Source organism: Streptomyces sp. NPDC001549, from assembly GCF_042894025.1.
Lineage (GTDB): Bacteria > Actinomycetota > Actinomycetes > Streptomycetales > Streptomycetaceae > Streptomyces > Streptomyces kutzneri.
Map to the genome: position 1 here is coordinate 167,853 of NZ_JBIAVJ010000019.1, position 13,204 is coordinate 181,056.

General features: G+C 69.3%; 11 protein-coding genes. 8 read left to right on the forward strand and 3 right to left on the reverse strand.

Annotated features, from left to right (window positions below):
• Nucleotides 1-60: 60 nt before the first annotated feature.
• Nucleotides 61-249, reverse strand: a complete 189-nt coding sequence (locus tag ACFY04_RS28100) for a hypothetical protein (RefSeq protein WP_150259656.1) — start codon at nucleotides 247-249, stop codon at nucleotides 61-63.
• A 579-nt stretch (nucleotides 250-828) separates the two neighbouring features.
• On the opposite strand from ACFY04_RS28100, the gene ACFY04_RS28105 reads away from it, so the two are divergent.
• The 8 genes from ACFY04_RS28105 to ACFY04_RS28140 all read left to right on the forward strand — a co-directional run bounded on the left by ACFY04_RS28105 (nucleotide 829) and on the right by ACFY04_RS28140 (nucleotide 11,104).
• On the forward strand, nucleotides 829-4,458 hold the full coding sequence (locus ACFY04_RS28105; protein WP_389120768.1) for a nitrate- and nitrite sensing domain-containing protein: 3,630 nt from the start codon (nucleotides 829-831) through the stop codon (nucleotides 4,456-4,458).
• Between the two features lie 9 nt (nucleotides 4,459-4,467).
• Nucleotides 4,468-4,881 (forward strand): roadblock/LC7 domain-containing protein, encoded by a 414-nt coding sequence (locus tag ACFY04_RS28110; protein WP_030708442.1) that lies wholly within the window; start codon nucleotides 4,468-4,470, stop codon nucleotides 4,879-4,881.
• Nucleotides 4,882-5,033: 152 nt separating this feature from the next.
• Nucleotides 5,034-5,426, forward strand: a complete 393-nt coding sequence (locus ACFY04_RS28115; protein WP_030014827.1) for a DUF742 domain-containing protein — start codon at nucleotides 5,034-5,036, stop codon at nucleotides 5,424-5,426.
• Nucleotides 5,407-5,991 (forward strand): ATP/GTP-binding protein, encoded by a 585-nt coding sequence (locus tag ACFY04_RS28120; protein WP_326587834.1) that lies wholly within the window; start codon nucleotides 5,407-5,409, stop codon nucleotides 5,989-5,991. Before ACFY04_RS28115 ends, ACFY04_RS28120 begins: the two co-directional genes overlap by 20 nt.
• 293 nt (nucleotides 5,992-6,284) lie before the next feature.
• The gene (locus tag ACFY04_RS28125) at nucleotides 6,285-9,464 is read left to right on the forward strand and encodes a nitrate- and nitrite sensing domain-containing protein (RefSeq protein WP_389120770.1); all 3,180 of its coding nucleotides are present in this window, start codon (nucleotides 6,285-6,287) and stop codon (nucleotides 9,462-9,464) included.
• 10 nt (nucleotides 9,465-9,474) lie between these two features.
• A complete protein-coding gene (locus ACFY04_RS28130; RefSeq protein ID WP_030037347.1) occupies nucleotides 9,475-9,888 on the forward strand; it encodes a roadblock/LC7 domain-containing protein in 414 nt (137 codons plus the stop codon).
• 93 nt (nucleotides 9,889-9,981) lie between these two features.
• Nucleotides 9,982-10,536, forward strand: a complete 555-nt coding sequence (locus ACFY04_RS28135; protein WP_314244307.1) for a DUF742 domain-containing protein — start codon at nucleotides 9,982-9,984, stop codon at nucleotides 10,534-10,536.
• Nucleotides 10,517-11,104: an ATP/GTP-binding protein gene (locus ACFY04_RS28140; RefSeq protein WP_215149809.1), complete on the forward strand. Its 588-nt coding sequence runs from the start codon at nucleotides 10,517-10,519 to the stop codon at nucleotides 11,102-11,104. Before ACFY04_RS28135 ends, ACFY04_RS28140 begins: the two co-directional genes overlap by 20 nt.
• Nucleotides 11,105-11,275: 171 nt before the next feature.
• On the opposite strand, the gene ACFY04_RS28145 is transcribed toward ACFY04_RS28140, so the two are convergent.
• Together ACFY04_RS28145 and ACFY04_RS28150 are read right to left on the reverse strand one after the other, a co-directional pair.
• Nucleotides 11,276-11,479 (reverse strand): acyl-CoA carboxylase subunit epsilon, encoded by a 204-nt coding sequence (locus ACFY04_RS28145; protein WP_389120773.1) that lies wholly within the window; start codon nucleotides 11,477-11,479, stop codon nucleotides 11,276-11,278.
• 23 nt (nucleotides 11,480-11,502) lie between these two features.
• Nucleotides 11,503-13,086, reverse strand: coding sequence for an acyl-CoA carboxylase subunit beta (locus tag ACFY04_RS28150; RefSeq protein WP_373046200.1), 1,584 nt, complete (start codon nucleotides 13,084-13,086; stop codon nucleotides 11,503-11,505).
• Nucleotides 13,087-13,204 lie beyond the last annotated feature (118 nt).

Below are 13,204 nucleotides of genomic sequence, written 5' to 3' on the forward strand. Positions count from 1 at the left end.
GTCTGCGGACCCCAGGCTAACGCGGCGGGCAGCGGCGCTTCACGTTCCTTTGCGGGGTGGCTACTCCGCGGCGGCGGCGACCGGCACGTTCATCAGGACGGTGCGGCGCGGGTTCGCGGTCTGCGTCGGCAGCTCGACGGCGTGCTCCGGGGTGGCCGGTGCCGCCTGCAGTTCCTCGGCGTCCTTGAGGTGCGCGAGGGTCGTGCGGCGGGGGTTGGCTATGTTGCGGAACATCGTCGTCGTCTTCATCGGAGTTCGGGGTCCTCGGTTCGATCTATGGGTGTCGGTTGTCGCGTGCACCAACCCTGGCGCCAACCCTTTAAGGGGCAAGGCTAAACATCTGAATCCCCCGGCGAACCAGGAAGTAATGGCCACGGCTATGTGAGTTTGCTCACCCTTGACCTGACATTACCGGCATAATGGACAGTCAACTTCACCCCCCGAAACGGACATTGCGCCACTGAATGCGCCATTCCGCTCCTGATCATCTCGACTGGGACACCTTGACGGCCGTGTTGTTTGGATGGCGTAAGTCCGCTTTCTACCGAATGCAGTCGCACATCGTGTAGCCCATCTGTCACAAGCCGTAACCGACTCTCCGGGCCGACACTCGCACCTTGTTGGAGATCCGCCACTGTGCTGGAATTCGCGGGACCGCCGCGGGAATCAGCCGGCGCGCAGGTGGCGCGACACCGCGCCGAGCGCGGTGGCAAAGAGAGGAAGACGCGCCGGTCACCGACGACCACCATGGGGCGGCAAGTGCCCCACGACTCGACACCGTCCCACCGGTCTCCCGGCGGGACGCCTGGTCCAGAGGTTGCGACGCTAGTGCAGGGACGATTCAAGAGGGATGGCAGCGCTGCGGCGGAGCAGGAGCCGCGCGGCGGGACCGACCGTGGCTCCTCGCCCCAGCACGCCCAGAACCGCGGGCCGGCTGTCGAAGGCGCAGGCCCCGACACCTCCGCCGCGGTGAAGGCGAAGGGCCGTGGGAAGTCCGTGAAGGCCAGGGTCAAGGCGAAAGCCGGACCCGCCGCGCCTGCCGGGCCGGCTGAGCAGGACGAGGCGATACCGAAGGCCCCCAACGGGCCCGGTTCTCGTCTCGCCATGCAGAACTGGCGCATCAGCACGCGACTCGTGTCGCTGCTGACCCTGCCGGTCGTCGCCGCCACCACGCTCGGTGGTTTCCGTATCAACGACTCGCTCAACGACATCGCGCAGCTGGAGCACATGCAGCTGCTGACGACGATGACGCGACAGGCCACCAACCTGGCCGCCATGCTCCAGGAGGAGCGCGACCTCTCCGCAGGTCCGCTCACCCTCTCCAGGGGCAAGACGACCAGCAGTGTCGACGTCGTCCGTCAGCAGACGGACACCGCTGCCAAGGCCTTCGCCGCCGCGACCGACAAGGTCGACAGCACGGGCGAGAAGGACGACACGCTCCGGTCGATCCGTAACAACGTCCTGCAGATCGGCCGTCAGCTCACCAACATCGAGACGATCCGCACCCGGTCGTACGTCAACGGCGCCCAGCAGACCGTCAGTGAGTACAACGCGGTCATCGTCTCGCTGCTCTCGCTCTCCCAGGACATGGCGCAGGCCACCTCCAACCCGGAGATGATCAAGCGTACCCGTGCTCTGGCCGCGTTCTCCGCCGCCAAGGAGTACGCCTCCATCCAGCGCGCGATCATCGCCGCCTCGCTCCCCGACACCAACGAACGCCAGGGTGAGCTGAAGGAGAACGACCGGCTGTACGCCCTCTCCGCCCAGAAGGGCGAGCAGCAGGCGAAGACGACCTTCGGACTCGTCTACCAGGGCCGGACCGAGGAGCTCCTCGCGGGTCTGGGTGACAGCAACTCCGAGATCTCCACCGCCGACGGCTACTCCCGCCGCGTCCTGGCCAGCCAGGACGCGTTCCTCCGGGAGAAGAACCGCTCCTGGCTCGACTGGTACGACGCCGACGGCACCAAGCTCCAGGCCATGAAGGTCATCGAGCTGACCCTGCTCGAGGAGATGGAGCAGAAGGCCCGTGAGCTGAAGAACGAGGCCCAGCAGGACGCCATCATCAACGGTGCCCTGATCCTCCTCGTCCTCGGTGTCTCCCTCGTCGGCGCCTTCGTCATGGCCCGCTCGATGATCCGCTCGCTGCGCCGCCTGCAGGACACCGCGACGCGCGTCGCGCAGGACCGGCTGCCCGAGCTCGTCAAGCAGCTCTCCGAGTCCGACCCGCAGGACGTGGACACGTCCGTGGAGTCGGTCGGTGTGCACACCCGCGACGAGATCGGCCAGGTGGCCGCGGCATTCGACGACGTGCACCGCGAGGCCGTCCGACTCGCCGCCGAGCAGGCCCTCCTGCGAGGCAACGTCAACGCGATGTTCACCAACCTCTCGCGCCGCTCGCAGGGCCTCATCCAGCGTCAGCTCTCGCTCATCTCCGAACTTGAGTCGCGCGAGGCCGACCCGGACCAGCTGTCCTCGCTCTTCAAGCTCGACCACCTCGCGACCCGCATGCGCCGTAACGGCGAAAACCTCCTCGTCCTCGCGGGCGAGGAGCCGGGCCGCCGGTGGACCCGCCCCGTCCCGCTGGTCGACGTGCTCCGTGCCGCCGCCTCCGAGGTGGAGCAGTACGAGCGTGTCGAGCTGGCCTCGGTGCCCGGAACCGATGTCGCCGGCCGCGTGGTCAACGACCTCGTGCACGTCCTCGCCGAGCTGCTGGAGAACGCCACCTCGTTCTCCTCCCCGCAGACCAAGGTCAAGGTCACCGGTCACGCACTGCCCGACGGCCGCGTGCTCGTCGAGATCCACGACACCGGTATCGGCCTCTCGCCCGAGGACCTCGCCGCGATCAACGAGCGACTCGCGTCGCCGCCGACCGTGGACGTCTCCGTCTCCCGCCGCATGGGTCTGTTCGTGGTCGGCCGCCTGTCCCTGCGACACGGCATCCGGATCCAGCTGCGCCCCTCCGACTCGGGTGGTACGACGGCGCTCGTCATGCTGCCGGTGGACGTCGCCCAGGGCGGCAAGAAGCCTCCGATGCCCGGCCAGGGTGGTCAGGGCGGCCCCGGTGGCGCTCCGGGTGCTCAGGGTGCCGTGGGCGGTGCGGCCGCACGTCCGTCCGTGGGCTCGGGCCCGCAGCGCGGTCAGGTCGCCGGTGGCGGCCAGCGCGCCGCTCTACCGGGCCGCGACGGCGCCGCCGGCCAGCGTCCGCAGGGCCCGCAGGGCGGTCGCCCGCAGCAGGGTGGTCCCGGTGGCCGCCCGCAGCAGGGTCCGACCACCGCGGGTCAGGGCCAGGGTGCCTTCGGTTCCGGTGCGCCGCTGCCGGCCCGCGGTCCGGTCGCCAGTGCCGGATTCGGCGGCGGCCCGCAGGCCCGTCCGGCTTCCGGTCCGACCGGATACCCGCAGGGCAACGGCTTCGAGCGGCCCCAGCAGCCTCAGCAGCAGCAGTCCCAGCAGCCGCAGTCCCAGCAGCCGGCCGCGCCCGCGGCACCGGCTTCGAACGGACCCCGGCCGCAGCTGCCGCCGCGTGGTGGCGCTCCTCGTGCGGAGCTCCCCGGCCCGCAGACCACCAGCTGGGGCAGCGACCAGGCGCGCGGTCACGACGAGCTCTCGGGCCCCGGCTCGACGGCCGAGTTCGCCCGCCCGGACTTCAACGCCCCCATGCCCCAGGCGGACGGCGGCAACAGCACGACCGGACAGTTCGAGCGTCCGGACGTGCGGGGCCCCATGAACCCGTCCACCACCGGACAGTTCGAGCGCCCGGGCTACCAGCCCCAGCGTCCCGGCGGCCCCGGTGTCGGCGGCTACGCCCCGCAGCAGCCCCAGGCCCAGGCTCCGCAGGCCGGCAACGGGTACGCACCCGTACCGCCCGCGCGTCCCGAGACCCCGCGGCTGCCGCAGGCTCACCGGCCGGAGGCACTGCCCCCGGCCCAGAGCTCCGGCGACGCCCGCAGCCCGATCTTCGACACCCTGGAGTCGAACTGGTTCCGCGAGGAGGGGCAGCAGCCCCCCGCGCAGGGACCGGCCACGGCGATCCCCCAACAGGGCCAGCAGTCGCAGCAGTCCGCTCCGGCGGCCCCGCAGCAGCAGCCGCTGCCGAAGCGCGGCCAGGAGCAGGCGGCCGAGTCCGCCGTCACGGCGACCGGCACCACGCCGACCGTCAGCTGGCGGTCCTCGCCGAACGACGAGCTGATGCGGCAGGCCGAACGCGTGCGTCAGCCCGCCGCAGGCGGCATCACGACCTCGGGGCTGCCCCGCCGGGTCCCGCGGGCGAACCTCGTGGCCGGCACCGCGCAGCAGCAGACCGAGGCGCAGGCGGGTCCGCAGGTCTCGCGGGCGCCGGACGACGTCCGCGGCCGTCTGACCAACCTCCGACGCGGTATCCAGCAGGGCCGTCAGGCCGGCAACAACGGACCGGCGACCGGCAGTTACCACATCGACCCCACTTACCAGCAGGAGCGTTAGTTGAGTTCGATGAGCCAGGCGGCACAGAACCTGAACTGGTTGATCACCAACTTCGTGGACAACACCCCCGGGGTGTCCCACACGGTGGTGGTCTCCGCCGACGGACTCCTTCTGGCGATGTCCGAAGGATTCCCCCGCGACCGCGCCGATCAGCTGGCGGCCGTGGCCTCCGGACTGACCTCGCTGACCGCCGGTGCCTCCCGTATCTTCGAGGGTGGCGCCGTCAACCAGACCGTGGTCGAGATGGACCGGGGATTCCTCTTCCTCATGTCCGTCTCGGACGGATCCTCGCTGGCCGTACTGGCGCACCCCGAGTGCGACATCGGCCTCGTGGGCTACGAGATGGCTCTTCTGGTGGATCGCGCGGGCAGTGTCCTCACCCCGGACCTGCGCGCCGAACTGCAGGGAAGTCTGCTCGGCTGACTTCCCACTCTCCCGGCCGGACGGTACTACCGGCCGGGAGATCGGGGCCCCGCCCCGGAATCCAGTACGCCCGCCAGGCCGTCATCCCGTTCCCCCCACCGGCCGCCCCGTAAGACGGCACGCTGACCACTGCTGTCCAGCCCGGAGGATCAATGACCCCGCCCCCCGCCTACTCCGATTCGTACGGAGACTCGTACTCGGAAGGCGATCAGCCGCTGGTGCGTCCGTACGCGATGACCGGCGGCCGGACCCGGCCCCGCTACCAGCTCGCCATCGAGGCGCTGGTCAGCACCACCGCCGATCCGATGCACCTGTCCGGCCTGCTCCCGGAGCACCAGCGCATCTGCACGCTGTGCCGCGAGGTCAAGTCGGTTGCCGAGGTCTCCGCACTGCTGTCGATGCCGCTCGGTGTCGCCCGGATCCTCGTCGCCGACCTGGCGGAGGCCGGAATGGTGGCCATCCACCAGCCGGGCAATGGAGAGGCCGGCGGCACGCCGGATGTAACGCTGCTCGAAAGGGTGCTCAGTGGCCTTCGGAACATCTAGCGGAGCGGCTCCTGCTCGCTCCACCACCTCCGCGAAGATCGTGGTGGCGGGCGGCTTCGGCGTGGGCAAGACCACGTTCGTCGGAGCCGTGTCGGAGATCAACCCGCTGCGCACCGAAGCCGTGATGACCAGCGCCTCGGCCGGGATCGACGACCTCACCCACACCGGTGACAAGACGACCACCACGGTCGCCATGGACTTCGGCCGCATCACGCTCGACCAGGACCTGATCCTGTACCTCTTCGGTACCCCGGGCCAGGACCGCTTCTGGTTCATGTGGGACGACCTGGTCCGCGGCGCCATCGGTGCCGTCGTGCTCGTCGACACGCGCCGCCTCGCCGACTGCTTCCCCGCCGTCGACTACTTCGAGAACAGCGGCCTGCCGTTCGTCGTGGCCCTCAACGGCTTCGAGGGGCACCAGCCCTACACCCCGGAGGAAGTCCGCGAGGCCCTGCAGATCGGCCCCGGCGCTCCGATCATCACCACCGACGCCCGCCACCGCGCGGACGCCAAGAGCGCGCTCATCACGCTCGTCGAGCACGCCCTCATGGCGCGGCTCAAGTAACACGGTTTCAGTTGTCGCGCGGGAGGGGCGGGCTGTGTCTTACGACACGGCCCGCCCCTGTCGTTCATAACGTTTCGACAGAGAATTACGGCCATTCGGCAACGGGGTGCGGTCGCCTGGTACCACTGCGCGCACAACTGCCCCCATTTTTGCCGCAGGACGCTCTTTATGTCCGGTTTATGTAGGGCATAAGCTTCTGGGTACGGCCGGATTCAACTGTTTGGAACACGGCCGTTAACCGTGCTGGAATTCAACGAACTAGCTAGTAGCACCGCCGAGAGGTTGTTGGTCGAGTGAGGCGAAGCATCGCAAGCCCCGCGGATGAACCCGCGCGCGGCAACTTCACCCCGCCGCCGCGAGCGGCCGCGTCGCCCGTCGACGTGCCCGTGGACCCGCCCGCGAGCAGCGGGAGCAGCAGCAGGTTCTCGCCCCGCAACTGGCGTGTGCCGACCCGTCTGAACGCCATCCTGCTCGTGCCGGCCCTCGTGGGTCTGGTCATGGGCGGCTTCCAGGTGAAGGGCTCCATCGACACCTGGAACGAGGCCAAGGACGCCGAGAAGATAGCCACGGTCGTCCAGGCGGCCTCGGGCTACAGCCAGGCACTGCTCAACGAGCGTGACCTGACCGCCGAGCCCCTCCTGAACGGCCAGACGAAGGACCCGAAGGTCGTCAAGGCCTACGCGGACACCACCGCGGCCAAGGAGAAGTTCGACAAGGCCGTCCAGGACATGCCGAAGAACCTCGGCCTGGAGCGCCGCCTGGACCTCTTCCGCGCGGAGGAGCCCAAGCTTGACGTCGTACGCGACAAGGCGTACCAGGCGGCCATCGAGAGCCCCAAGAAGGATCTGCCGAGGGCGGCCGGGCCCATCCCGACCGAAGAGGGCTATGTGCTGGTCCAGCACTACCTCATGCAGTTCGCGAACGAGCTCGGTCTCGGCACCGGCAACGTGACCTCGTACGGCCGCATGGTCTACGCGATCCAGCTGGCCAAGGCGGCGAACTCGCTGCAGCGCGCCGTCGGTACGCACCTGCTGGTGCGCCCGAGCACCGACGAGAACACCCGCAAGGCTCAGCTCGTCGCCTTCTCCTCCTACGCCTACCTCGAAGAGATCGCCATCGGCGAGTACGTCGCGGCGGGTACCGAGGACGACGTGAACCGCCTCAAGGCGGTCATGGCCACGAAGTCCGAGGAGGGCAAGGCCAAGATCGCCGACGCGAAGCACCAGGCCGAGCAGGCCGGTGTCCGCTTCACGCCGCCGCCGACGATCAACGACTCCGCGCTCATCGGCATGACCGACGCGATCGCCAACAGCGAGAGCAAGAAGAAGCTCGCCGAGACCGGGGCGACCCCCGCGTTCTGGCAGGCCGCCGCCACCGCGAAGTTCGACGGTTACGACGAGGTCGAGAAGGAACTCCTCGACAAGGCCGTCAAGGACGCGGTCGCGGTCTCCGACGACGCCCGCACCGACGCCATCGTCAACGGCGCCATCGTGGTCGTGGCCCTGCTCGCCGCCTTCATCCTCGCCGGCATGATGGCCCGCCAGATGGGCCGCGCGATGGCCCGCCTGCGCACCGCCGCCTTCGACATCGCCGAGCAGCGCCTGCCGATGCTCGTCGACCAGCTCTCGCGCACCGATCCCGGCAAGGTGGACACCCGTGTCCACCCGATCCCCATCGACTCCCAGGACGAGATCGGCGAGGTCGCCCGCGCCTTCGACCAGGTCCACCGGGAAGCGGTACGGCTCGCGGCCGAGCAGGCGCTCCTGCGAGGGAACGTCAACGCGATCTTCACCAACCTCTCCATGCGCAACCAGTCGCTGATCGAGGGCCAGCTGACCCTCATCACCGACCTGGAGAACAACGAGGCCGACCCGGACCAGCTGGAGAACCTCTTCCGCCTGGACCACCTGGCCACCCGTATGCGCCGCAACGGCGAGAACCTCCTCATCCTCGCGGGCGAGGAGCCGGGCCGCCGCTGGGACCAGCCGGTGCCGCTCGTCGACGTGCTGCGCGCCGCCTCGTCCGAGGTGGAGCAGTACGAGCGCATCGAGCTCTCCGGTGTCTCGGAGGCCGAGATCCACGGCCAGGCCGTGACCGACCTCGTGCACCTGCTCGCCGAGCTCCTGGAGAACGCCACCACGTTCTCCTCCCCGCAGACCAAGGTCCGCGTCAACGCCACGCGTCTGCCGGACGGCCGCGTGATGGTCGAGATCCACGACAAGGGCATCGGCCTCACCGCCGAGGACTTCGCGGACATCAACCACAAGCTGGCCAACCCGCCGACCGTGGACGCCGCGATCTCGCAGCGCATGGGTCTGTTCGTGGTCGGCCGACTGGCGGACCGCCACAGCATCCGCGTCCAGCTGCGCCCCTCGGGCGAGGCTGCCGGTACCACCTCGCTGGTCATGCTCCCCGACGCCATCACCCACGGTGGCGGTGGCGAGGGCATCCCGGACGACGACTTCACGGTCTCGCAGATCATCCCGGAGCAGCAGGCCCAGCAGGCCGCCCCGCTGCGCACCGCCGCCGAGCTCGGCTTCGACGACTCGCGGTACGAGCAGCAGAGCCCTGACGGCCTCCCTGCCGACCCGGTCGGCCGGTCCCTGGGACAGCAGGAGCGCCGGGCCGCGCTGGCGGCCCAGGTGGGTTACCCGCAGGAACAGCAGCAGTACTCCGCCCAGGAGTATCCGGAACCTCAGCCGGAGCACGGGTACCAGGAGTACCAGGGCTACGAGCAGCAGTCCGAGCAGGCCTACGACACCTCCTACGAGGCCCAGCAGGCACAGCAGGGCTACGAGGCGTACCCGCAGCAGGACTACGGCTATACGGAAGACGGTTACCCGGACCAGCAGCCGGCCACGCAGGGCTACGACAATGGTTTCGAAGCCGGGCCGGGGCAGGCCGAATGGCCCGAACAGAACACGTATCCGGCTGCCTACCAGCAGGATTACGGGACTGAATCGGAATCCCAGGCCGTCCCCGAACCGGCTCCGGAGCGCGTAGGCTTCGACCGTCCGGGTGCCGCTGCCGACACCGGTCACGCGATGACCGGAGCGGGCCTGCCGCGACGCGGCAGCCAGCAGCAGTGGCCGCCCGGGAAGCAGGAAGCGGAGTCCACCGGATCCCTCTTCGAACAGCGGTCGCCGCGTCAGCAGCCCGCCGAAACGGAGCGGGCGCCGGAGGGAACTGAAGGCACCGCCGCCTGGCGTTCGCGCAACGACGAACGCTGGCAGCAGGCCGGAAAGCTCCGTGAGCCGAAGGCGGGCGGGGTCACCCCGTCCGGTCTCCCTCGGCGAGTGCCCAAGGCCAACCTGGTCGAGGGCGCAGCGGAGACGACCCCGCAGGGCGGCCCCCAGGTCTCCCGCGCTCCGGAGGACGTCCGCGGCAGGTTGAGCAACCTGCGGCGCGGTGTCCAGCAGGGACGCAGCGCGGGTTCTGAGCAGTCAAGTAACAGCTATGACCAGGAGCGTTAGTGTGAGCCCGATGAGCCAGGCGGCACAGAACCTGAACTGGTTGATCACCAACTTCGTGGACAACACCCCTGGGGTGTCCCACACGGTGGTGGTCTCCGCCGACGGCCTTCTTCTGGCGATGTCCGACGGATTTCCGCGCGACCGCGCCGATCAGCTGGCGGCCGTGGCCTCCGGACTGACCTCGCTGACCGCCGGTGCCTCTCGCATCTTCGAGGGTGGCGCCGTCAACCAGACCGTGGTCGAGATGGACCGGGGATTCCTTTTCCTCATGTCCGTCTCGGACGGTTCGTCCCTCGCGGTGCTCGCGCACCCGGAGTGCGACATCGGCCTCGTGGGCTACGAGATGGCTCTTCTGGTGGATCGCGCGGGCAGTGTCCTCACCCCGGATCTGCGCGCCGAGCTGCAAGGAAGTCTTCTCAACTAGCAGACAGGCAGTGCGTTTCGCGCCATCGCACCATAGGGTGCGGTGGCGCGGTTCCACAGGGAGTACTGCGTACTTGGAGTCGGAGGAGGAAACGTGACAACACCCGGAGGACATCCTTATGGCGGCGCGCAGCAGCCGCAGGGTGGGCACGACCAGAACCGCTTCAACTTTCCCTCCGCACCGAGCCGGCCCGTGCCGGAGCAGAACCCCTACCAGCAGCAGCAGTACGGACAGCCCCAGCAGCCCCAGTACCAGATGCCTCAGCAGCAGCCTCCGCGCGCCGCGCGGCAGCCGGCGCCGAAGGCCCACAATCCGCTGGTGCGTCCGTACGCGATGACCGGCGGCCGTACTCGGCCGCGCTACCAGCTCGCCATCGAGGCGCTGGTCAGTACCACGGCGGATCCCGCGCGTCTGCAAGGGCAGTTGCCCGAGCACCAGCGCATCTGCCGCCTGTGCCAGGAGATCAAATCCGTCGCGGAGATCTCGGCACTTCTCTCTATTCCTCTTGGTGTCGCCCGCATCCTCGTCGCCGACCTGGCGGAGGCGGGCCTTGTCGCCATTCACCAGCCCGGCGGCGACGAGTCTGCCGGTGGCCAGCCAGATGTGACACTGCTCGAAAGGGTGCTCAGTGGACTTCGCAAGCTCTAACGGCGGAGCGGCTCCTGCTCGCTCCACCACCTCCGCGAAGATCGTGGTGGCGGGCGGCTTCGGCGTGGGCAAGACCACGTTCGTCGGCGCGGTCTCCGAGATCAACCCGCTGCGCACCGAAGCCGTGATGACCAGCGCCTCGGCCGGGATCGACGACCTCACCCACACCGGTGACAAGACGACCACCACGGTCGCCATGGACTTCGGCCGCATCACCCTGGACCAGGACCTGATCCTGTACCTCTTCGGTACCCCGGGCCAGGACCGCTTCTGGTTCATGTGGGACGACCTGGTCCGCGGCGCCATCGGTGCCGTCGTGCTCGTCGACACGCGCCGCCTCGCCGACTGCTTCCCCGCCGTCGACTACTTCGAGAACAGCGGCCTGCCGTTCGTCGTGGCCCTCAACGGCTTCGACGGGAACCAGGCCTACACCCCGGAGGAAGTCCGCGAGGCCCTGCAGATCGGCCCGGACGCCCCGATCATCACCACCGACGCCCGCCACCGCGCGGACGCCAAGAGCGCGCTCATCACGCTCGTCGAGCACGCCCTCATGGCGCGCCTGCGGTAGCAGCCCTGCCGCACCCGACAGGCCCCTGTGTCACACGACGCGGGGGCCTTCGCCATGGGGCGCTCCTGCGTCTCGCGGGCGCCTGTGGGGCCGCGCGCGTCCGGCACCCCGCGGGGGTACGCGGAAGGCCCCGCACCCTGGACGGGTGCGGGGCCTTCTGTGCTCGGGAACTCAGCCCTGCCAGCTGTGCGGGGCGCGGAAGCCGGGCGTGCGCTCCAGGCGGCGCCAGCCGGCCTGGCCGGGCACGCGCACCGGGGTCTCGTCGGGCGTGGTGGCGGCGCGGGCGAGGAGGATGGCGGTGATGGCGGCCAGTTCCTCGGGGGCGGCGTTGCCCTTCTCGACCTTCAGCAGGGTGTCTGTGGCGGTGATGCTCATGTGGTGGCAGGTCTCCTTCGCGGTTACTGCGGCGGGTTGCCGTGCTTGCGGGACGGCAGATCGGCGTGCTTGTTGCGGAGCATCGCGAGGGCGCTGACGAGTACCTCGCGGGTCTCGGCGGGGTCGATGACGTCGTCGACGAGGCCGCGTTCGGCCGCGTAGTACGGGTGCATCAGTTCGGCCTTGTACTCCTTGACCATGCGTACGCGCATGGCCTCGGGGTCCTCGGCGTCCGCGATCTGCTTGCGGAAGATGACGTTGGCCGCGCCTTCGGCGCCCATCACGGCGATCTCGTTGGTCGGCCAGGCGTAGGTGATGTCGGCGCCGATGGACTGGGAGTCCATGACGATGTACGCGCCGCCGTAGGCCTTGCGCAGGATCAGCGAGATCCGCGGGACGGTGGCGTTGCAGTACGCGTAGAGCAGCTTGGCGCCGTGGCGGATGATGCCGCCGTGTTCCTGGTCGACGCCGGGCAGGAAGCCGGGGACGTCGAGGAGGGTGATGATCGGGATGTTGAAGGCGTCGCACATCTGGACGAAGCGTGCGGCCTTCTCGGAGGCCTCGATGTCCAGGACACCGGCGAGGTGGCCGGGCTGGTTGGCGACGATGCCGACGACCTGGCCGTTCATCCGGGCCAGGGCGCAGATGATGTTGCGGGCCCAGCGCTCGTGGATCTCCAGGACGTCGCCTTCGTCGACGAGTTCCTCGATGACCTTGAGCATGTCGTAGGGGCGGTTGCCGTCGGCGGGGACCAGGTCCAGCAGGACCTCGCTGCGGCGGTCGGCCGGGTCGCTCGTCTCGTGGACGGGCGGGTTCTCGCGGTTGTTGGAGGGCAGCATCGAGATGAGGTAGCGGACCTCGGAGATGCAGGTTTCCTCGTCGTCGTAGGCGAAGTGCGCGACGCCGGAGGTCTCGGCGTGCACGTCGGCGCCGCCGAGGCCGTTCTGGGTGATCTCCTCGCCGGTCACCGCGCGGACCACGTCCGGGCCGGTGATGAACATCTGCGAGGTCTCGCGGACCATGAACACGAAGTCCGTCAGGGCCGGGGAGTACGCGGCGCCGCCGGCGCACGGGCCCAGCATGACCGAGATCTGAGGGATGACACCCGAGGCGCGGGTGTTGCGCTGGAAGATGCCGCCGTAGCCGGCCAGCGCCGAGACGCCCTCCTGGATACGGGCGCCGGCGCCGTCGTTCAGGGAGACCAGCGGGGCACCGGCCGCGATGGCCATGTCCATGATCTTGTGGATCTTCGTCGCGTGGGCCTCGCCCAGCGCGCCGCCGAAGATACGGAAGTCGTGCGCGTAGACGAAGACCGTACGGCCCTCGACCGTGCCCCACCCGGTGATCACACCATCGGTGTAGGGCTTCTTGTTCTCCAGGCCGAACCCGGTCGCCCGGTGCCGGCGCAGCTGCTCGACCTCCCGGAAGGAACCCTCGTCGAGCAGCAGCGCGATGCGCTCACGGGCGGTCAGCTTGCCCTTCGCATGCTGCGTCTCGGTCGCACGGTCGCTGGGGCCGCGCCTCGCCTGCTCACGCAGGGAGTGCAGCTCGGCCACGCGCCCTCGGGCGTCCGTCGGCTCGCTCGGGGTCTGGTCCACAACGGTCATGTACCGACCTTACGAAGATCGCGATGAAAAACCTCCGTTCATTCCGCACAGTCTCGGGAGTCTTCCGCTGTCCGGCCCGCACAGTACGCCCAGTGGATGTACGGACTCCGCCAGACGA